Origin of the sequence: Bartonella sp. AU15XJBT (assembly GCF_028618615.1) — a bacterium.
Lineage (GTDB): Bacteria > Pseudomonadota > Alphaproteobacteria > Rhizobiales > Rhizobiaceae > Bartonella.
Genome location: NZ_JAQITG010000002.1, coordinates 130,399 through 151,710, shown reverse-complemented (window position 1 = coordinate 151,710; position 21,312 = coordinate 130,399). Strand labels below are relative to the sequence as shown.

At 38.5% G+C, this 21,312-nt stretch carries 14 protein-coding genes; 2 read left to right on the top strand and 12 right to left on the bottom strand.

Annotated features, from left to right (window positions below; genetic code table 11):
- Positions 1 to 137 precede the first annotated feature (137 nt).
- A complete protein-coding gene (gene carB / locus PVV57_RS01850; RefSeq protein ID WP_273717606.1) occupies positions 138 to 3,623 on the bottom strand; it encodes a carbamoyl-phosphate synthase large subunit in 3,486 nt (1,161 codons plus the stop codon).
- A 709-nt stretch (positions 3,624 to 4,332) separates the two neighbouring features.
- Here carB and PVV57_RS01845 point away from each other — a divergent pair.
- Complete coding sequence (locus PVV57_RS01845) at positions 4,333 to 4,866, top strand: methylated-DNA--[protein]-cysteine S-methyltransferase (RefSeq protein ID WP_273717605.1); 534 nt, start codon at positions 4,333 to 4,335, stop codon at positions 4,864 to 4,866.
- On the opposite strand, the gene PVV57_RS01840 is transcribed toward PVV57_RS01845, so the two are convergent.
- The 9 genes from PVV57_RS01840 to thiC all read right to left on the bottom strand — a co-directional run bounded on the left by PVV57_RS01840 (position 4,863) and on the right by thiC (position 16,449).
- Complete coding sequence (locus tag PVV57_RS01840; RefSeq protein ID WP_273717604.1) at positions 4,863 to 7,184, bottom strand: PAS domain-containing sensor histidine kinase; 2,322 nt, start codon at positions 7,182 to 7,184, stop codon at positions 4,863 to 4,865. The genes PVV57_RS01845 and PVV57_RS01840 overlap by 4 nt on opposite strands.
- Before the next feature lie 289 nt (positions 7,185 to 7,473).
- Positions 7,474 to 10,101, bottom strand: coding sequence for an aminopeptidase N (gene pepN, locus PVV57_RS01835; protein WP_273783330.1), 2,628 nt, complete (start codon positions 10,099 to 10,101; stop codon positions 7,474 to 7,476).
- Positions 10,102 to 10,169: 68 nt separating this feature from the next.
- The gene (locus tag PVV57_RS01830) at positions 10,170 to 11,009 is read right to left on the bottom strand and encodes a uracil-DNA glycosylase family protein (RefSeq protein WP_273783328.1); all 840 of its coding nucleotides are present in this window, start codon (positions 11,007 to 11,009) and stop codon (positions 10,170 to 10,172) included.
- A 341-nt stretch (positions 11,010 to 11,350) separates the two neighbouring features.
- Positions 11,351 to 12,109 carry a hydroxymethylpyrimidine/phosphomethylpyrimidine kinase gene (locus tag PVV57_RS01825; RefSeq protein WP_273758030.1) on the bottom strand — a complete coding sequence of 253 codons (759 nt, stop codon included), beginning with the start codon at positions 12,107 to 12,109 and terminating at the stop codon, positions 11,351 to 11,353.
- Positions 12,100 to 12,705, bottom strand: a complete 606-nt coding sequence (locus PVV57_RS01820; protein WP_273783326.1) for a thiamine phosphate synthase — start codon at positions 12,703 to 12,705, stop codon at positions 12,100 to 12,102. Before PVV57_RS01820 ends, PVV57_RS01825 begins: the two co-directional genes overlap by 10 nt.
- Positions 12,705 to 13,475: a thiazole synthase gene (locus PVV57_RS01815; RefSeq protein WP_273783325.1), complete on the bottom strand. Its 771-nt coding sequence runs from the start codon at positions 13,473 to 13,475 to the stop codon at positions 12,705 to 12,707. Before PVV57_RS01815 ends, PVV57_RS01820 begins: the two co-directional genes overlap by 1 nt.
- A 5-nt stretch (positions 13,476 to 13,480) precedes the next feature.
- The gene (gene thiS, locus PVV57_RS01810) at positions 13,481 to 13,678 is read right to left on the bottom strand and encodes a sulfur carrier protein ThiS (protein ID WP_273717599.1); all 198 of its coding nucleotides are present in this window, start codon (positions 13,676 to 13,678) and stop codon (positions 13,481 to 13,483) included.
- A gap of 3 nt (positions 13,679 to 13,681) precedes the next feature.
- Positions 13,682 to 14,632: a glycine oxidase ThiO gene (thiO, locus tag PVV57_RS01805; RefSeq protein ID WP_273783323.1), complete on the bottom strand. Its 951-nt coding sequence runs from the start codon at positions 14,630 to 14,632 to the stop codon at positions 13,682 to 13,684.
- Positions 14,629 to 16,449: a phosphomethylpyrimidine synthase ThiC gene (gene thiC / locus PVV57_RS01800; protein WP_273717597.1), complete on the bottom strand. Its 1,821-nt coding sequence runs from the start codon at positions 16,447 to 16,449 to the stop codon at positions 14,629 to 14,631. Before thiC ends, thiO begins: the two co-directional genes overlap by 4 nt.
- Positions 16,450 to 17,822: 1,373 nt before the next feature.
- Between thiC and PVV57_RS01795 the strand changes: the two genes are divergently transcribed.
- Positions 17,823 to 18,797, top strand: coding sequence for a phage tail protein (locus tag PVV57_RS01795; protein WP_273783322.1), 975 nt, complete (start codon positions 17,823 to 17,825; stop codon positions 18,795 to 18,797).
- Positions 18,798 to 19,398: 601 nt separating this feature from the next.
- Here PVV57_RS01795 and PVV57_RS01790 read toward each other — a convergent pair.
- Together PVV57_RS01790 and PVV57_RS01785 are read right to left on the bottom strand one after the other, a co-directional pair.
- Positions 19,399 to 20,232, bottom strand: a complete 834-nt coding sequence (locus tag PVV57_RS01790; RefSeq protein WP_273783321.1) for a heme ABC transporter ATP-binding protein — start codon at positions 20,230 to 20,232, stop codon at positions 19,399 to 19,401.
- Entirely contained in the window at positions 20,229 to 21,308 is a 1,080-nt protein-coding gene (locus PVV57_RS01785) for an iron ABC transporter permease (RefSeq protein WP_273783319.1), read from the bottom strand. The genes PVV57_RS01790 and PVV57_RS01785 overlap by 4 nt, the downstream gene beginning before the upstream one ends.
- Positions 21,309 to 21,312: the final 4 nt, after the last annotated feature.

Sequence of the window (21,312 nt, the reverse complement as noted above, 5' to 3'; positions counted from 1 at the left end):
AGTCACGTAACCGAAAATTCGATAAAACTCATATAGGCGCCTTTAGAATAAAAAGCAAGCTTTAATTGCTATTTTTGATAAAGAAAAAATCGAGAAAAAGTATCAAAAAGCGTATGCTTTTCCACATAGCAAGAAATTCAACTGAAATAACTTTGCAGGGAACGCACTTCAAGGCGCTTTTTTTTGAGTGCTTTGATCGCTTCTACAACGGCTTCGGCTCCTGCTATTGTTGTATAATAGGGGACATTTTGCATGAGTGCTGCATAGCGTAATGATTTAGAATCTGAGATGGCACTGGCAGTGCTGGTTGTATTAAAAATCAATTGAATTTGGCGATTACGAATAGCATCTTCAATATGAGGGTGTCCTTCTAAAACTTTGTTGATTTTTTTTGCCTTAATATGATGTTCGGTGAGGAATTTTTGTGTTCCACTTGTAGCAACAATAGAAAAGCCAAGCTCTGTTAAACGTTTTACAGGATTTAAGATGCGTTTTTTGTCTTCATCTCTTACAGAAACGAATACGATTCCCTCCTTAGGGAGTTTTACACCAGCTCCAAGTTGCGCTTTAGCAAAAGCAAGCGCAAACTCATAGTCAAGTCCCATAACTTCACCGGTTGAGCGCATTTCTGGACCAAGAAGTGTATCAACACCTGAAAAACGAGCAAAAGGAAACACGGCTTCTTTGACAGCGATATGTTGTTTTTCCTGCGAAGAAGGTAATCCACCATAAGCTTGGAGAGCATTGTGCAGCGTTTCTCCTGCCATAATATGTGCAGCCATTTTAGCAATAGGGCGACCAATTGTTTTTGCAACAAATGGAACCGTCCGTGAAGCGCGGGGATTGACCTCTAAGACATAAATGGTGCCATCTTTAATGGCATATTGTACATTCATTAAGCCGCGAACATGAAGTGCTTGTGCGAGTGCTTTGGTTTGGCGCTCTAATTCAGCGACTATGCTCTGTGAGAGCGTATGGACTGGTAAAGAACACGCGGAATCACCGGAGTGGATTCCTGCTTCTTCAATATGTTCCATAATCCCAACGATCAGTGTTTCTTTGCCATCACAAAGACAATCAACGTCTACTTCAATTGCTTCTGTTAGATAGGTGTCAAAGAGAAGCGGATTTTTACCAAGCAATATGTTTATTTGTCCTGTTTTGTCGTTGGGATAACGGGCTTTGATATCTTCAGGGATTAATTCAGGAACACTTTCAAGTAAATAATTTTGCAAACTTCGCTCGTCACGGATAATTTGCATAGCACGTCCTCCTAAAACATAAGAGGGACGTACAACCAATGGAAAGCCTAGTTCATGGGCGATAAGGCGTGCTTGTTCGATAGAGTGGGCAATACCATTTTGAGGCTGTGTTAAGTTAAGTTTAAATAACAGTTTTTGAAAGCGATCTCTATCTTCTGCTAAATCAATAGCATCCGGTGAAGTCCCTAAGATGGGAATATTGTGATTTTCGAGAGCACTTGCCAATTTCAATGGCGTTTGTCCGCCAAATTGAACGATGACTCCAACGAGTTCGCCTTTTTCCTGTTCTGCTTCTAAGATAGCGATAACATCTTCTGTTGTTAAAGATTCAAAGTAAAGACGATCAGAGGTATCATAGTCAGTTGAAACGGTTTCAGGATTGCAGTTAATCATAATCGCTTCAAAGCCAGCATCACGCAGTGCAAAAGCCGCATGGCAGCAACAATAATCAAATTCAATCCCTTGCCCAATGCGGTTTGGACCACCACCTAGAATAGCAATTTTTTTGCGTTCAGAAATCTGTGCTTCTGAGTGTTCTATACCGGACAAGGGAACTTCATATGTTGAATACATATAGGCTGTAGGAGAAGAAAATTCAGCAGCACAAGTGTCAATCCGTTTAAAGACTTGTTTAACATTCAGTGATTTGCGCAAAGCGGCGATATCATCGGGTCCTTGTCCGCTAAGGGTGGCTAATCGGGCATCTGAAAATCCCATAGCTTTTAACATACGCAAGTTATCTGCATCTTGGGGTAACCCATGGATGCGGATACGCTGCTCCATTTCAATGATGGAGGCTATTTGTTCTAAAAACCACGGATCAATTTTACTTATTTGATGAATTTCACTCAAGGGTAAGCCTGCACGCATGGCTTGAGCAATATAACGCAGACGGTCAGGGCTTGGGATGGCAATGGCTGAGCGTATAGAACTTTTTTCATCACCTTCAGCATGTTCTGGGATGACAATTTCATCAAGACCAGTAAGTCCTGTTTCAAGTCCACGGAGTGCTTTTTGTAATGATTCTTGAAAAGTACGTCCAATGGCCATGACCTCTCCTACAGATTTCATTGCAGTCGTCAGAACAGATGATGACCCAGGAAATTTTTCGAAAGCAAAACGAGGAATTTTTGTCACGATATAGTCAATAGAAGGCTCAAATGACGCTGGTATTGCACCACCTGTGATATCATTTTTTAATTCATCAAGTGTATAGCCAACGGCTAGTTTTGCTGCTATCTTGGCAATGGGAAACCCCGTTGCTTTTGAGGCAAGCGCTGAAGAGCGAGAAACACGTGGATTCATTTCAATAACAATGAGGCGCCCATTTTCAGGATTGACAGCAAACTGTACATTGGATCCTCCCGTTTCAACACCAATTTCACGCAAAACAGCAATCGAAGCATTGCGCATACATTGGTATTCTTTATCGGTTAAGGTGAGAGCAGGGGCTACGGTGATCGAATCACCGGTATGAATCCCCATCGGATCAATATTTTCAATAGAACAAACAATGATACAGTTGTCATTCTTATCACGAACAACTTCCATCTCATATTCTTTCCACCCTAAAACACTTTCTTCAATGAGAACTTCTGTTGTAGGAGAAGCTTCAAGCCCCCGTTCGATAATTTCATAAAATTCAGAGCGGTTATACGCAATTCCACCTCCAGTCCCACCAAGGGTAAATGAAGGACGAATAATCGCTGGAAGCCCAACAACATCAAGCGCTTGAACTGCTTTTGCTGTTGCATGAGCGATATAATGTTGTTTGCGATCTGCTTCGGTATGTCGCCAGTTGCGTTCAAGTTCTTCGAGAGCTTTTTCAAGGGCTGCACCAGAAAGTTTTTCTTTAAGTTCAGCACGCGTTTTTGCATGTTGTTGGCGATTTTCTTCTTTCAGTTCTGTTGCATTGGCTAACATAGACCGTGGTGTTTCCAAACCGATTTTTGCCATCGCTTGGCGGAATAAAGCACGATCTTCCGCTTTATCAATAGCTTCGGCATTGGCACCTATCATTTCAACATGATAGCGGTCTAAAATACCCATACGCTTTAATGATAAAGCGGTATTGAGCGCTGTTTGTCCTCCCATGGTGGGTAAAAGGGCATCTGGACGTTCATGGGCAATAATTTTGGCAACGATTTCAGGCGTAATGGGCTCTATATAAGTTGCATCCGCTAGATCTGGATCTGTCATAATCGTGGCAGGATTAGAATTGACCAAAATAATCCGGTACCCTTCTTCTTTTAATGCTTTACAGGCTTGTGTGCCTGAATAGTCAAATTCACATGCCTGACCAATGATAATAGGTCCTGCTCCGATGATAAGAATAGATTTTATATCTGTGCGTTTGGGCATGGTTTTTTCCTATGACAAATATCTGTGCACGATTATAGCAAGAAAAATATTTAAGTTTTGAGGCTCCGATCATTTTATAAGTTATGTGACAAAGAAAGTAAGCACTAAAATACCTTTTCCATGCTTTTTTTCATAAAATTGAAGATAAATTTCTTTTTCGAGGTTGAGTTACCCTATCACTATATCAAAAGGATAACCTTTGATAAGAAAATAAGAAAGCTTAGAAGAACGAGAATATTCAAGCATTCGTGGGGAATAAAACATGAATCATTATGCTTTGATGAAGTTTTGTAAAATGAAATGGGAAGTTTATTGTGTTGTTCCGTAAAACACGACTGTTTAGAGCGGTGATATAAGGCATAAAATTATACATGAGGTATTTTTGTTAGAGTATGCGATAAAATTCAATCTAGGATTTGTTAGGAGAATTTATGAAATGAGTCATATTGAGGTGGTTAAGGTTGGAGACTGTGAGAGGAGAAGTTGGATTATTTAAAGATTGTCTCTTGTCGTAGTTTTGGTTTTCTAGGGGAAGAAGAAGGTCAATCTCTGTCTGTGTCTATTTCCATAAAATAGTGAGAGTGTATTTTAGGACAGTAACGAAGAAAATAATTTCAGAATAATCATGTTTGGTTTTAAAAGATAGTAAATACTTTCCCTTTATTTTATGATGATGTTCAGAACTTTTTGAAATATAGAGAAAGTTAAAATGCTGAACATTTCCCAAAAGAGAATATTCTGTCTAAAAGATGTATCCATAGGAAAACTTTTGGTGGCTAAGTCTCAACAAGGGATTTGTCATATCGCATTAGGGGATACGACAGAGCAATTATTACAGGAGTTTACGGTACGCTTTGGTGATGCACAACAAGTTGTGGGTGACAATGCATTTAAGAAAGATGTCGCCCATATTATAGCCATGATAGAAACGCCTAAGTTGGTAAAAAAATATAATTTTCCCTTAGATATAAATGGTACAGTTTTTCAACGGCAAGTATGGACGGTATTATGCGATATACCGTGTGGTGAAACAATTTCATATGAGGAATTAGCGTGCCGTGTGGGGATGCCAAAAGCTTTTCGTGCCGTTGCTCATGCGTGTGCACGTAATGAATTGGCTGTCCTCATTCCTTGTCATCGTGTAGTGTGTAAAAATGGTTTTATTTCAGGGTATCGTTGGGGAGTTAAACGGAAACAGATTTTGCTACAACGGGAACAAAATGGGGAAATTAAAAAAAATTAACTTTGCGTGATGGGCATTATAATCGTTACCGTTGTTCCTTTCATTTCTTTTGAAGTAATTTCAAGTTTCCCTTTGTGTAGTTCTAATAAGGAGCGTGAAATAGCTAATCCAAGACCTGAACCCGTATGGGATTTAGTAAGCTGATTTTCAACTTGTTCAAAAGGTTGTCCAAGTTTTTTGATGGCTGATTGCGGAATACCAACGCCTGTATCTGTAATTTTAAAAATAAGGTTATTTTTTTTCTTGAAAGCGCAGACATCAATATTTCCACCAGAAGGCGTAAATTTAACGGCATTAGAGATGAGATTAAGGAAAATCTGTTTCATTGCACGCCCATCAACTTCAGCATGAAGTTTTGGGGTGATATTTGTTGTAACAGCAATATTTTTTTCTTGAGCTTGAGGCGTTAGTGTTCGTACTGCTTCACTAATGATGGGCTCAAGGTCGGTATTTTTACAATCAAGCGTAAATCTTCCAGCTTCGATTTTTGACATATCAAGGATATCATTGATAAGGGTTAGAAGATGGGTTCCTGAATTATAAATATCATGCATATATTCCTTATAGCGTTGTGAACCAAGAGGTCCAAAAGTCGATTGCAACATGATATCTGAAAAGCCGAGAATAGCATTCAGAGGTGTGCGCAATTCATGAGACATATTGGCTAAAAATTCTGATTTAGCCTTATTAGCACTTTCGGCGCGCTCTTTTTCTGCTTTCAGACTTTTATTAAGTTTTTCAACTTCTGTTGCACGTTGTTGAGCACTTCCTCTCGTACGTTTGAGTTCTTGAATAAAAGAAAAAAGACGCCTTTCACTGTCTTCAAATTTTTCTTGTTGTTGTTTAAGCTCAGAAATATCAGTACCAATACAAACCAATCCTCCATCTTGGGTTCGCCGTTCATTAATTTTAAGCCAACAACCATCTGCCGTTTGGCGAATACTGGTTAAGTTGCCGGTACCATCATCTTTGAGGGGATATTCACTGAGTGCAGGGCGGGCCATGGCTTCGACAGTTGCACGTTGGATCCCTGATTGTAGAATTTGTTTCGGAATAGCGGCATATTCACAAAATTTGCTGTTGGACATGACTAAACGTCCCTCAGCATCCCACAAGACAAAAGATTCTGAAATATTTTCAATCGCATCACGGATGCGAAGATCGGCTTGTGCTGTTTGTTCAGCCAATTGTTGCTGTTCACTAATGTCGAAAGAAATACCAACCAAATGAGGTTCTTCTTCTTCAGTAACTTCGGCGCGAAGCCGCATCCATACATAATGACCATCAGCATGACGCATGGGAACATTGATATCGATATGTTTTTTTTTGCCTCCCATTAATTCTTGAGCAAGGTCAAAAAAATTAGCATCATTGGGATTGATAATGGCGCTAATTTGCGAAATTGAGAGTAATGCATCTTGAGGGACATAGCCAAGCATTTCGTACATTGCGCGTGACCAATAAACGCGCCCACTTGCCATATTCCAATCCCATAATCCACAACGCCCACGCATCATTGCCATATCAATACGGTTTTGAAATTTTTCTGAAACAAGATCTGTCTTACGTGCTCGTAAAAGTTGATTATAATAAGCATAAAGAAGAACAAGAATAATACCGCTTGTTCCGATGAAGAGGGTTATATTAAGCGAAAAAAATTTGCGCCATTCCATAGCGCTATCTTGCATCTTTTCACTAATGAATACGCCATATTGCCCGTTTTCTGTTTGGTGAAATGAAGCAAGAGCAGGGGTATCCTTGCCTATTGTGATTTTCATAATTCCAGCGCGTTGTCCAAGAGATTGCAAAGCAATGCTGTCAGAGATAAAATCTTGCAAAGGTTTTCCTAAGACAATCTCTGAACTGGATGAAGCTAAGACATTGCCTTTTTGATCAACAATGGCGATTAGAGCGCTGGGATTAATAAGATCTTGATTGCGAAAAACGGTGAGGATATTTTGCAAATGATGATGAGAAAGGGCAGAGACTTTTCCTTTCTGAGAAAGAGCCAATAAGTCACGATCAATTGTGTTAGTAATATGAGAAGCTAAGAGCGTGAGGGTAGAACGCGTGCTTTTATCAACTGTATTGCGCCAATCATAGATTGATACAAAACGAATGACCGCAAGGACAATAAGAAATGCGACAATGACAAATGGAAGTGAGCGTCGTAACCAAGGTTCAATAAAGAGAAGCTTTTGATAGGCAGAGCCAGAAGGCAGATGAATATGTTTTGTCTGCGCTTTATGATTTTGAGCGCTCGATTTTGAATCAGCATATATCTCCGTTGGCGCATTATATGCGTCCAATTTAGTCATCTCTTGTTCCTTTAATTCCGGAATAATGTGATTTAAAAACTGCTTCGATTTTCATGAGTAAGCCCCATAAGCGTGCAGTGAATCAAAACCGGAGTCTTCTGTCCAGTCTTTTTTTTAAAAAAAAGTATTTTACTTTTATGAATGTGGAATATGGAAGGGAAAAGGCATTTGAAACATGACCGATAAACAGGCTTAGGGTGCCTGTTTATCGGTTTAATGATGATTGAGGTGTTTATAGAATTTATTTCAAAAAATATTATAGTATATTGATTTAAAATATTTTTTTGTTTTAAGTGAGCAGACGATTGATGATATCAGCGACATCGCTTGATAATTTTGGTGCAGCAGAAATTGCTTTTAATTCTGTTTCAAGTTTTTGTTGCCGAATGGGTTCTAATTGTCGCCAAGAGCGCATCATTGTTAATAATCGTGAAGCAAGCTGTGGATTTTTTTTGTCAATTTCCAAAATGATTTGGCAAAGAAAATGATAAGATGCTCCATCTACTCTGTTAAAACCTGTGGGGTTGTGAGAAGCAAAGACACCGATCAGGGACCGTACACGATTAGGATTATCCTTTGAAAACAGCGGGTGTTGCATGAGCTTTTGAACATTCTCGAGTGTTGATGCGCCAGCAACCATTGCTTGAATAGAAAACCATTTATCCATGACCAAAGGGTCATACCGATAGCGATTTTCAAAATCATTTAAAGCATTTTGTGCCTGCGCACTTTCATTAAAACGCTTTACGAGAACAGCGATACTCGCCATTCGGTCAGTCATATTATCAGCTGTTGCATATTGTGCCGCAGCACGATTTGGATTGGCTTCAGCAATGGAAAGGTAATCCAGTATGATATTCTTTAATGCTCGCTTTCCAGCTTGTACAGTGTTTGGTGAATAGGGCTCTTGGGTTTGCATCTGCTCATAGAATTTTGTTAAGAGCTCTTGGTGGGTTTGTGCAAGTGAAGCTAAAAATTGATTGCGGACATAATGAATACGATCTGGGTCGATATTTTTACCGATTGTATGCGCAAGCTCAACTTCACTAGGTAAATTTAAACAGAAAGCACGAAATTCAGGCTCTAAGTTTTCATCTGTTATGATTGTTTCAATCAGCTTTAGCAAAGCAGAAGGGAGTGTTGCTTTTGTCAGTGTTTTATCTTGAATGCTTTGAATCAAAGCTTGCGTCATTAATTGATTAAGAGATTGCCAGCGATTGATGTGATTGTCATCATGTTGTGCAAGAAAAATAAGTTCGCTTTCATTGAATGGCATCTGTAGAATGATTGGCGCAGAAAAGTCTCGCAGCAGTGATAAAACAGGTTTTTCACGGAGACCCTTTAATGTAAAGGTTTGGCTTTCCTTGGAGAGCAGCATAACGTCTGATTGAATATCTGTTTCCGCTTCATAAGCGAGGCTTTCTCCATTAGGTCCTAACAAGCCAAATGCAATAGGAAGAAGCATAGGCTTTTTTGTATTTTGTTGCGGGGTTGCGGGAATATGTTGCTTGGCATGAATTGTTAAAACACCATCACGATAATGACTATCGATTTCTACGTTGGGAGTTCCAGCTTGTTCATACCACAGCATGAATTGAGAGAAGTCCCGGCCAGATACTTCAGCAAAACAGGCGATAAAATCTTCAATTGTACAAGCTTGTCCATCATGACGTTGAAAATAAAGATCAGTACCTTTACGAAAGAGAGAGGGACCTAAAATCGTTCGTATCATGCGAACAACTTCAGCACCTTTTTCGTAAACCGTTGTGGTGTAAAAATTATTAATTTGGCTATATTGACGAGGACGAACAGGATGAGCAAGAGGTCCTGCATCTTCGGCAAATTGCGTCGCTTTTAATGTTTTTACATCTTCAATTCTCTGTAGGCTGCGTACATTTTGATCTGATGAAAATTCCTGATCACGATAAACAGTGAATCCTTCTTTTAAACAGAGTTGAAACCAATCGCGACAGGTAATACGATTACCGCTCCAATTATGGAAATATTCATGGGCAATGACGCGTTCAACATTTCTATAATCCTGATCGGTTGCTGTTTCGGGATCGGCAAGAACATATTTATCATTAAAAATGTTAAGTCCTTTATTTTCCATTGCCCCCATGTTAAAGTCTGAAACAGCAACAATATTGAAAACATCAAGATCATATTCGCGCCCGAAATGTTGTTCATCCCAACGCATGGAACGTTTGAGCGCATCCATTGCATAAGCAGCGCGTTTAGTTTTTCCTTTTTCTACATAAATACCAAGCGCGATACGTCGTCCAGATACAGTTGTAAAATGGTCTTCTAACTTATCAAGATCGCCACCTACTAAAGCAAAGAGATAAGATGGTTTGGGATAAGGATCTTCCCAAACGGCAAAATGGCGATTATTTTCTAAAGTTCCTGTTTCTACGAGATTCCCATTTGAAAGCAAGATTGGGACTGTTTGGGAGTCTGCTTCAATTTTCACTTTATAGGTAGAAAGGACATCTGGACGGTCGTAAAAATAAGTCATACGACGAAAACCTTCCGATTCGCATTGTGTGCAATAAACACCATTTGAAAGATAAAGCCCCATAAGTTGGCGGTTACTTTCAGGATTCACTTCCGTAACCAATTTTAATGTAAAAGGAACTGCAGGTGGCGTTGTAATTTCTAAACGTGAAGGCGTAACTTGATAAGTGTCTGGAGCTAATGTCTCACCATTAATCGCAACAGAAATTAAAGTAAGATCATCTCCAGCAAGCACAAGAGGTGTTAATTCTTTTGTATCGTGACGGGGTTCAATAGACAATATAGCTGTAACATAAGTTTTTGTTGGTGCCAATTGGAAAGAAAGTTGTGTTTTGGGGATAATGTAAGGGGTTGGCTGGTAGTCTTCCAAACGATAAATAGATGTTGTTGGCTGTTCCATAGTTTTCCCATTCATATTTTAAGAGTTAAAGAAGGTATTTAATTTTAGAGTCAAAAAAGATTAAAGAATTACAAAAGGCTATCGAGGCGCTTTTTTACTTCTAAGAAGTCTATCCATGTAAGCTTCTTTTGACTAGGGGTTCTAAGAAGGTAGGCTGGGTGGAAAGTCGGCATAACAGGTATTTTTATATTATCCTCACTTTCATAAACATGCCATTTCCCTCGTGTTCGGATAATCCCACTTTGAGATCCGGTTAGAAACTGTGCAGCAACGCCTCCCAGTGCTATAAGCACACGAGGACGCGCTAAATAAATGTGCCGTTCAATAAAAGGGCGGCACAAGGCAACTTCTCTTGGTGTTGGTGTACGATTTCCTGGTGGACGCCAAGGAATAGTGTTGGCGATGTACACATTATTTCTTGTTAAGCCAATTGATGCGAGAATTTTATTCAGTAACATTCCTGCTTTTCCTACAAAAGGAACGCCTTGTATATCCTCTTCTCGTCCTGGGGCTTCGCCTATGAGCATCAGAGGGCTTCCTGCTGTCCCATCTGAAAAACAGGTGTTTTTTGCTGTTAACTTTAATGAACAGCCATTAAATGCAAGAAGAGCAGATTTTAATTCATCAAGTGTCTTTGCACTTTTTGCGCTCTCTATAGCTGCAGGTTCATTTTGTATAGCCCTAGAGTTATGCAGCGGCTGATGATCTAATTTTATGGTTGGAGATGTTTTGGGGGGTGTTTGTTGATTATGAGAAACATTCACAACAGATATTAATTTTTTCTCTGAACAAACAGATTGCTTAAAACGATCAATAGGTAAATCTGCCAGAACAGCATCCGCACCACTTTCTTTATAAAAGTTTAAGAGTTCTTCATAGGAAATTGAGCACGGTGTTTGATTTAACATTTTATTTTTTCTAATGATCTAATGACGATAGATCAAACAAAATTATCCTTCAAGTTTTATAAATATATTCGTTAGTCGTTAATGTATAAGAACGCTGATAGCATTTTCTCTTTTCACAAAAAAGATAAATCGTAAAATACGAATCTTTACAATTATAGACATCTTTAAATGTAAAATTTGTTTAAATTACGCTATTTCAACTTTTTAAGCAGACTAATATTTCCATGGTAAAAGAATTCTCTACGGAACGCAAGTGGTATGAATGACAATATTTTTATTTATAAATACTATTTATATGAACAAAAATACATAAATATTACTTTTATATAATCTGATATTATTTAAAAAATATTTTTACAATGGGTTAAAAGCAATGTGTGGGTATATGCTTTTGCTTTTTTGACAGCTGAAATAAGAGATTCATCGAGTGCCAAATGGGCTGCAATGGCACTTGAGAGAATACACCCTGTTCCACGCATTGTTCCTTTTAAACGTGGAGCAGAAATATTGATGACTTCCATTTTGTCAATGAAGCTATCAATTGCAAGAGATCCCTCTGCATGCCCCCCTTTTACTAAAATAGAGCGAGTGCCCAATGACAAAAGTTTTTTTGCTTGTTGTATGGTCTCTTCATGATGAGATGCCAGTGGGGTTTGGCTTAGAAGAGCGAGTTCGTCTCTATTGGGTGTTAAAAGAGTCACATATGGGAGAAGCTGATTGATCATAATTTCTATGATTTTTTCCGTTGTTAGTTTCCCCCCTGATGAAGCAACCAGTACCGGATCAAGAATAACGGGAATATGGGGATAATCTTCGAGTACACGACAAATTTCTGCTATAATTGCTTGATTTCCGGTCATGCCAATTTTTATTGCGCTGACTGAATGAGCCTCTAGAGCTATACGCATTTGTGCGGCAATAAGTTTTTCATTCATGGGTACAATTTCAGCGACGTGATGATCATCTTGTACATTTACACAAGTGATGGCTAAATTTGCTTTGATGTGAAAATGTGCAGCTGTCTCTATATCACGAACAATACCAGCACCTCCTGTTGGATCAGTGCCTGCAACAATGAGAATAGAAGGTGTCAACGCCATGGCTGGGTCACCTTGAGCCATTGTTCTACCCGTTCTTCGGGTTTTTTATGGAGGGTAATGTCGGTGACAACAGCCGCGCTATTGGCTCCTGCTTTCAAAATATCTATTGCGCGTTCTGGGTTTAAACCACCAATTCCAACGAAAGGTAAAGCACCAATTCGTTTTCTCCATTGTTTGATTTTTTCTAATCCTTGAGGTTGCCATTTCATTTTTTTTAAGATTGTCGGATAAATAGGACCAAGAGCAATATAGTTAGGATGAACAGAGAGTGCGATATCCAATTCATGTTCATCATGAGTGCTAAGACCAAATCTTATACCATTTCTACGAATTGCAGGAAGATCAGCATTGCTTAGATCTTCTTGTCCAAGATGAATAAAATTGCATTTTTCATCAATGGCTATGCGCCAATGATCATTAATAATTAATTGTGCTCCCCATTGATCACAGATGTTTTTTGCGCGTCTGATATGTTGACTGATTGTTTGAAGGTTTTCGTCTTTCATACGCAATTGTATGAGTTTTACACCAAGAGGAACCAAGCGTTCAACCCAATCAGCATTGTCAACGATGAGATAAAAAGGATCCAATTTCATCAAAATACCGCTTTACCAATAACGGGCGTTGAAGGAACCGCTACATTGCGTGCTTCGAGAATACCTGCTTTATATCCCATACGCCCTGCCTGGATAGCTTTAAAAAATGCTTCAGCCATCAAGACAGGATCACCTGCTTTAGCAACTGCGGTATTAAGAAGCACAGCATCATAACCCAGTTCCATAGCAACAGCAGCATGGGATGGACGCCCAATGCCAGCATCAATAATGAGCGTAACATCAGGAAGGTAAGCACGGATAGAGCGCAGTCCATCGATATTATGAGGGCCTTTAGCAGAACCAATAGGCGCGCACCAAGGCATAATGACACGGCAACCAACATCGAGAAGCTTTTCAGCCACAATGAGATCATCGGTTGTATAGGCAAAAATATGGAAACCTTCACTGTTTAAAATTTCTGCTGCTTCAATTAAAGAAAAAACATTGGGTTGTAAGGTATCGGCATTTCCGATAATTTCGAGTTTAATCCAAGAAGTTTTAAAGAGATCTCGTGCTAAATGGGCCGTGGTCATAGCTTCTTTAACAGTGTAACAACCTGCGGTATTGGGAAGTATTGTTATATCGAGCTCTTGAAGGAATTGCCAAAACTGCCCTCCTTGTTTTCCCCCAGCGCTTTCTCGGCGTAATGAAACGGTTATAATTTCTGTACCGGATTTACAAATAGCATCACGCAGAATTGCAGGGGAGGGATATTGTGCTGTACCTAACATAAGACGGGATGAGAATTCACGTCCATAAAGATTCAACATAAATATTAGCCTCCTTGCATTGGGCTTAAAATTTCTACTTTATCCCCTTCATGCAAAATAAATTGATCGCGCGCCTCTAAAGGAACAACCTCAGCATTAACAGCAGTTGCTAGCCAATTTCCTTCATATCCCAATTCCACAAGCAAGAGATTAAGAAAAGTGGCTTCTGTTTGAAGTTTTTCACCATTAACAAATATCTGCATGTTTTATTCCAATGCCAATTTCATTGTTCGTTTTGCCATTTCTGGAGATAAAAGAAAACCATGTCTATAAAATCCATTCATAGAAATGTGATTACCATATTTGTATACAGAAGGGAAGTTATCAGGATAAGCTGGACGAACCCCAACACCAGATTCAATAATTTCTGCTTCAGCAAAAGCAGGGTGCAATGTATAGGCAGCGTTGAGCAATTCCATCATTGATCTGACAGAGATGGCGCCATCAAAGTCACTCTCAATCATCGTTGCACCAATCATAAAAATATTATCTTGCCGCGGCACGATATAGAGCGGAATACGGGGATGAAGAAGACGAACGGGACGGGAAAGTTTAATATCCCTACTGCGTAGGAGCAGCATTTCACCCCGCACCCCTCGTATATCTTTATCTTTTCCTAAGCGTGCTATTCCTGTTGCATCAATGACCATATCAAAATTTTTTTCAGACGTTTTGACATCAACAAAACATACGCCACTTTTTATTAGGTTTTCTTTTAAAGCAATAAGTGCTTTGCGAGGATCAAGATGCGCTTCATTTTCATAAAAAAGCGCATGGTTAAAACGTTCTGCAAGATCAGGTTCAAGGCGCGTTATTTCTTCACCATTTATAATTCTATGATGATGTGTTCGCTCTGAAAATCGTTCAAGTTCTACCTTATCTCGTGCTGGTGCGACAACTAAAGTTCCTTTTCGTATAACAAGATCTGGAAATGTTTTGCACCACCATTGTATGGCTTGTACACCAAGATCTTCAACAATTTGTTCAGCATTTTCTCTTTCACAGTAAGGTGCTAGCATTCCTCCCGCATACCAACTTGCCGTTCCTATAGGAGAAGAAGGAGGGGCCGATACAGTAACATGAGCGCCTTTTTGTTGTAACATAAAAGCAACCGTTAAACCACCGACCCCCGCACCTTTGATAAGAATATTCTTCAACTACTTACTCTCTTTTTTTGAGGTGCTTCGACATAAATGTCACCCCTTTCTTGATATTTTTCAGCCATAGCAACCATACCTTCACCTTTTGTCTTTTGGAGTGCTGCAGCATCTCGAATATCATGGGAAATACGCATAGAACAGAATTTTGGTCCACACATGGAACAAAAATGCACCAATTTATGCGCATCTTTTGGCATTGTTTCATCATGAAAGGCATACGCTGTTTCTGGATCAAGAGACAAGTTGAATTGATCATGCCATCTAAAATCAAATCGTGCACGTGAAAGAGCATTATCGCGTAACTGTGCTCTGGGTAAACCTTTTGCAAGATCAGCTGCATGAGCAGCGATTTTATAAGTGATGACTCCCGTTTTGACATCATTTTTATCGGGAAGTCCTAAATGTTCTTTAGGCGTTACATAGCACAACATAGCGGTTCCAAACCATCCAATCATAGCCGCACCAATTGCTGATGTAATATGGTCATAACCAGGAGCAATATCAGTTGTAAGAGGTCCCAAAGTATAAAAAGGGGCTTCATGACAGAGATCGAGTTGTTGTTCCATATTTTCTTTAATTTTGTGCATTGGGACATGTCCTGGTCCTTCAATCATAACCTGTACATTTTTTTCCCAAGCAGTTTTTGTCAATTCTCCTAAAGTCTTAAGTTCGGCAAATTGTGCTTCGTCATTCGCATCGGCAATAGAGCCAGGGCGTAATCCATCTCCTAAGGAAAGAGAGATATCATAGGTGCTTGCAATATCACAAATTTCATCAAAATTTTCATAGAGAAAGCTTTCTTTATGGTGATGGAGACACCATTTTGCCATAATAGAACCGCCTCGTGAGACAATCCCTGTTATACGATCAATGGTCATCGGAATAAATGGTAACCTTAAGCCAGCATGAATAGTAAAATAATCAACGCCTTGTTCTGCTTGCTCTATAAGGGTATCACGGAAAATGTCCCATGTTAAATTTTCAGCAACACCTTGTACTTTTTCGAGTGCTTGATAAAGAGGAACAGTCCCGATGGGTACAGGAGAATTTCGAATAATCCACTCACGAATATTGTGAATATTTCGTCCTGTCGAGAGATCCATTACTGTATCTGCGCCCCAACGAATAGCCCAAACCATTTTATCAACTTCTTCTGCCATAGAAGATGTTACGGCGGAATTGCCAATATTGGCATTAATTTTAACACGAAAATTACGCCCAATAATCATTGGTTCGCATTCTGGATGATTGATATTCTGAGGAATAATGGCGCGTCCGTTTGCAATTTCATTCCGAACGAATTCCGCAGTATAAATTTCCGGTATTTCTCCACCCAATAGATTTGATTGCACTGTTTGCAGGTCTTTTATTGAGAGCCCTTCATTTTCTCGTATAGCGACATATTCCATTTCGGCGGTAATAATACCTGCACGTGCATACGCCATTTGTGTAATTGCTTTACCACTTTTGGCTCGTAAAATAGGTCGTTTTTTTTCAAAGGCTGGTATAGGAGAGCTCGTTAATCCATTATCTTCAGGTTTAACTGAGCGCGCAGGATAAGGTTCAGTATCAGCACGCTGAAAGAGCCAACATGAGCCAATTGCTGGTAAACCTTTTGTAAGATCAATGATTGCCTCTTTGTCGGTATAGGGACCAGAAGTATCGTAAACATTTAAAGGTTTTTCACCACTACCATCGGTCAATGAAATTTCACGCAACGGAACACGCACATCAGAAAAAAGAGGACTCTGTTGATAAATTTTGCGTGAGGCGGGAAAGGGGCTGCAACTGATTGATGGAATATTTTTCGGCACAAATTTTTTCCTTTTAAACACAGAGTTCAAAAACTAAGGGGTATGGGGATATATTCAAATGATCAATTATGTATTCTTGAATGAAGAAATGCTTTTAACCTTTTATAGTCAGTGATCTTCAATAAAGTTTAAGAAAATTTATTTTGAAAAGATTAATGCAATATCTAAATAATATCTGCACTCCCCCACATAAACACTTTTGCTAGCACTGGTATGATTGGCTTAAATATGGATATTGTCAATCACAAAGATATTATTTTTAACGATTTTGGTGTATTTTTTAAGAATAAAAAGAGGCATTATGAAGTGATAAACTATATATTAAGAAATTGTTTTTGATAGTTGGGGAGAGAAAATATAAATCAATCGGGCATTTTTTGTTTGGATTGATGAGGCAGATGAGTAAGCAAAAGAGTTTAGAGAGTACTTACTTTGATAGTGCAATGATTAAGAAGAGCACCAATAATTGCGAGATCATGTTCAAAAGGATTTATTGTTCTTGCAAAAAAAATATACCTATAATAAAATATATACAGAGAGGGAGAGCCGTTTTAAATGAGGGCGGGTTTGGTTGTAGAGCGTTGGTTTTAAAAATCTTGCGAGATATGTTCATAAAAGCTTGGGGGGTGGGGTGTGTTTCTTGGTATCTGGATTGGTACAATCTTCAGACTTGAGGAAAGACTGTGATATGTCCTTAGTATTTCAGTTCACTGAAGGTATGAAGAAATTATCTATCGATATATTTTCTATGATGCATGGAGGTTGAACAGAAGTCTGTTCAAAAACATTTGTGCTGATCTCATAACGCAATTTCAAGAATAAATTGAATGAAATAGAACAAAGTATCTGCCTATAAATAAAAACATAATGAGGCATGCAAAGAATCTGAAGCTAACTTTTGAATTTTTAAAATACAAAACATAGTCAAAAGATAGACTTAACATACTGAAAAAATAAAATGTCTCATTAAAAATTCAAATCAGAAACTTTCTAAGCAGATGACAAGTTATTGCATTCAATAATGGTTATATGAAATCTATAGTAAGGGAAAATTTGAACAGTATTTGTAAGCTTTGCAACAAGATGCAGGATTTGAAAATACAACTATATAACGATAACAAAGCAACAAAACAAGATATTAAGTAACCTCAGATGAAGTGGCTACATTACACATTAGAAGTGGAAGCATTAAGACTGATGTTATGAAAAAAGTTTTATGAAATGAACTTATTACAATGGGAAGGAGTGAAGAGAGAAAGAATGCGTAAAATAGGAATGGTGCAGCGGTTATGATGTAGCAATGCGGCGGGCACATTTTAGAGCACAGAACGAGAAATTATTAGAAAAACGATGAAAATAATGGGGGATTTATAATGTCTAATATTTACGATTGGTCGCTAAAAGCTGATGAAAATGCTCATTCAGATAATATCATTAACTGGGCAGAAGGTCAGCCACCTAGTTCTGTCAATGATAGTGCACGGGCGATGATGCAGCGCGTGCGTGAGTATCTTGCAGATAATGGTGGTTCTATTAATTCAAGCTTTACAGTAAATGCAGAAGATAAAACAACATTAATTACCTTAAAGACAGTTTCACCTATAAAGAAATACAACAATGATATCATCATACGTTTTAAAGCTCGTGGTGTAAATGTTGGTGCGACAACAATAACTGTTAATAATATAGGAGAAAAGCGTATCTATAAAGCCACTAATGCGGGGGTTATGCCATTAGAAGGTGGAGAATTTCAAACAGATGGCATTTATGAAATGATATACAATAATGGTGTTTTAATAAAAGAGCATGAGGGTTGGTATTTATTAAATCCTACACCACCAAAGATAGAAAGTTTTCCTGCTGGATTCATTGCAACATTTGCTATGCAAAATGTGCCAAATGGTTGGCTTTTATGTGATGGTAAGGCCTATAAGCGTGAAGATTATCCGCAGTTATTCAAGGCAATAGGTGATAAATGGGGTAAAGACAGCAATAAAACGTTTAAAGTTCCTGATTTTAGAGGCATGTTTTTACGCGGCTTTGATAATGGTCGGGGGGTAGATGGTGGTAGAAAATTTGCAGATGAACAACAAGATAGCATAAAATCGCATACGCATATTGGAAACATTGAAAATGCAGGCGAGCATGCGCATAGTTTTGAGTATAAAGGAGTTGGATGGCCAACTGGTGATATTGGGAGACTACCGAATCATTATACCTATAATACACCCCTGAAAGGGACAACAGATTCAGCTGGTACACATACACACAAGATAACCCTTTCCCGTACGGGTGAAGCAGAAACGCGCCCTGTTAATACAACCGTTATCTACGCTATAAAATCATGAGTATGATTGGGGAATAAAGTATCTATACACCCTGATAATTTTATTAACGCGGAGCTATTCCGCGTTATTTTCTACGTATGCGAAGAAAAAACTATCTTATTACAATACTTAAAAGAGTTAAAAAAACAATTTGTAAATAGAGGGAGAAAAGTCAAAAATATGATTTGATATGCTTTTACTATAGAGGTGTATAAATTAATATTTGTCTATTTATAAAAATATCTAAAGCATATGTGTCATGAAAAAAATAACGCCATTAAAGCCACAAATGAATATTTTATAGATTGAAGAAAGGGATTTGATTTCTATCGGGTATTTAGAAAATATAAACAATACATCTAATTTTGTACATATTTCTTGGATTATGTTGATAAAAACAAAAGTTATAGAAAAAGCGGGAGAGCTCATATCGATATTATATAAGTTAATAGCAAAACAAAATCTCAAATATTTTTAGTCACGTAAAATTTTAAACAGGTTGTTTTGTCGAAAAATACGGTGTGTTCGATTCTCTTTTTTAAAAGGACATGTGACAAAAAGAAGGTCATTTAAAAATAAAACAGACTCTTTAATATTTACGTGTTTTATTTTTTTATGGATTTTAATTTTTAGATTGAAGCCGATAGCTTTGGGATCTAATCTCATAGGAAGATGCTGTTTGAGGGAGTATAAATGGGATATCTTCTTTAGGTAATTCAGAAACGTTTAAGGAACAATGATAAACATCGTGGAGATTTTGTGTTGTCAAAACATGAGTCGCATTTCCTTCGCAATAAATCTCTCCTTCCTTAAGCAAGATCATGTTATCTGCATAATGTGCCGCGAGGTTGAGATCATGGAGAACAGCAAGAACGCCACCTCCAGAATGGGCAAATTGTTTTGCAATATCCATAACGATAATTTGATGTTGAATATCGAGGCTTGCAATAGGCTCATCTAATATCATCCAACGAGGAATTCCATTATAAGTGGGTTTCCAGATTTGGCAAAGAACACGTGCAAGTTGTACGCGCGCTTGCTCTCCACCTGATAACTGGTGATAATATAGGTTTCCATAATCAGAAAGGTCAACGCGCTCTAAAGCTTCTTGGATAAGGTTTTGTAATTCGGCTTTGGTAATGGTAATTTGGTTTACAGAAAGACCAAGCCCTACAACTTCATGAACTAAGAATGGAAATACGAGTGTCGTTGATTGTGGTAAAACGGCTCGCATTTTTGCCATTTCACAAGTTTTTGTTTGGCGTACATCATAACCATTTAAGGTTATTTTTCCACTGTAAGGAATTTCCCCACTCAATGCTTTAACAAAAGTACTTTTTCCTGATCCGTTGGGACCGATAATGATGGTAAAAGCTCCACTTTTAGCTTGAAGATTAATGTGGCTAAGAATCTGTTTCTTTCCGCGCTGAACGCAAATATCTGTCGCTTCAATCATGAAAAGTCTGTCCCTCGTTTACATATAAGAATCCATAGGAAAAAGGGGGCACCAAAAAGCGCTGTTACGATTCCGATTGACAATTCTGCGGGAGCAACAATTAAGCGTGCAAACGTATCAGCAAAAATAAGCAATGCTGCTCCCAAGAGAGCAGAATAAGGAATGAGATAGCGGTGATCAGGACCAATGAGCTGACGCAAAATATGAGGGACAATAATACCGATAAAACCGATACCACCACTGACAGCAACAGCACTTCCACACATAAGAGCAACAAGAGGAATAGCAATATTTTTAACGCGTTGAACAGGAAAACCGATATGACCAGCAACGGCTTCTCCAAGCGCAAGAGCATTAAGAGCTCGTGCTAAAAAGGGGGAGAAAAGAAGACCAATAAAGATAAAAGGGAGAACAAGCCATACTTTCAACCATGTCGCACCCGCAAGAGAGCCAAGACTCCAAAAAGTAATATCGCGTAATTGTTGGTCATTTGCGATAAAAATCAACGTTCCGACAACTGCACTGCTTAGGGCCCCAAGGGCAATACCAGCAAGCAACATGGTTGCAATAGAGGTAAAGTTATGATGCGTCGCTATGATGTAGAGAACAATCGTTGATAAAAGCCCACCAAAAAAAGCGCCTATGATAACTTTGTATGGCTCTAGAAAAGGTGCAAATGAAACGGGAAAGGCAAAACCGATAACAATTGCTAAAACAGCACCAAGACCGGCTCCTGCTGATACACCTACAATCCCAGGATCTGCAAGAGGATTACGGAAAAGCCCTTGCATTAGAACACCAGAGACAGCTAAAGCTGCTCCAATCAATAATCCTAAGATAACACGAGGAAGCCTGATATCAATAAATATGAGATAATCGCGTGTCTTACTACTGACAGAAAATTCTTGCGTAAACATGCTATAAAGAAAATCAAAGAAAGAAGTATTTGAAGCACCATTTAAAAGTCCGCTTAAAATACTAAAGACGAGGAATATTATTAGACTGAATAAGAGTATTTTTCTCAAATTCTCGCGATTTATTTTTTTATTTTTTTTTGTTTCAGATGCATCAACCATGGAT

What these genes read in the sequence shown, in the direction of transcription:
- PVV57_RS01815 (WP_273783325.1), bottom strand. Translation starts at nt 13,475, where the DNA reads ATGTTGAATCTTTATGGACGTGAATTCTCATCCCGTCTTATGTTAGGT.
- PVV57_RS01795 (WP_273783322.1), top strand. Translation starts at nt 17,823, where the DNA reads ATGTCTAATATTTACGATTGGTCGCTAAAAGCTGATGAAAATGCTCAT.
- thiS (WP_273717599.1), bottom strand. Translation starts at nt 13,678, where the DNA reads ATGCAGATATTTGTTAATGGTGAAAAACTTCAAACAGAAGCCACTTTT.
- PVV57_RS01825 (WP_273758030.1), bottom strand. Translation starts at nt 12,109, where the DNA reads ATGGCGTTGACACCTTCTATTCTCATTGTTGCAGGCACTGATCCAACA.
- PVV57_RS01790 (WP_273783321.1), bottom strand. Translation starts at nt 20,232, where the DNA reads ATGATTGAAGCGACAGATATTTGCGTTCAGCGCGGAAAGAAACAGATT.
- PVV57_RS01820 (WP_273783326.1), bottom strand. Translation starts at nt 12,705, where the DNA reads ATGAAATTGGATCCTTTTTATCTCATCGTTGACAATGCTGATTGGGTT.
- PVV57_RS01840 (WP_273717604.1), bottom strand. Translation starts at nt 7,184, where the DNA reads ATGACTAAATTGGACGCATATAATGCGCCAACGGAGATATATGCTGAT.
- carB (WP_273717606.1), bottom strand. Translation starts at nt 3,623, where the DNA reads ATGCCCAAACGCACAGATATAAAATCTATTCTTATCATCGGAGCAGGA.
- PVV57_RS01845 (WP_273717605.1), top strand. Translation starts at nt 4,333, where the DNA reads ATGCTGAACATTTCCCAAAAGAGAATATTCTGTCTAAAAGATGTATCC.
- pepN (WP_273783330.1), bottom strand. Translation starts at nt 10,101, where the DNA reads ATGGAACAGCCAACAACATCTATTTATCGTTTGGAAGACTACCAGCCA.
- PVV57_RS01785 (WP_273783319.1), bottom strand. Translation starts at nt 21,308, where the DNA reads ATGGTTGATGCATCTGAAACAAAAAAAAATAAAAAAATAAATCGCGAG.
- PVV57_RS01830 (WP_273783328.1), bottom strand. Translation starts at nt 11,009, where the DNA reads ATGTTAAATCAAACACCGTGCTCAATTTCCTATGAAGAACTCTTAAAC.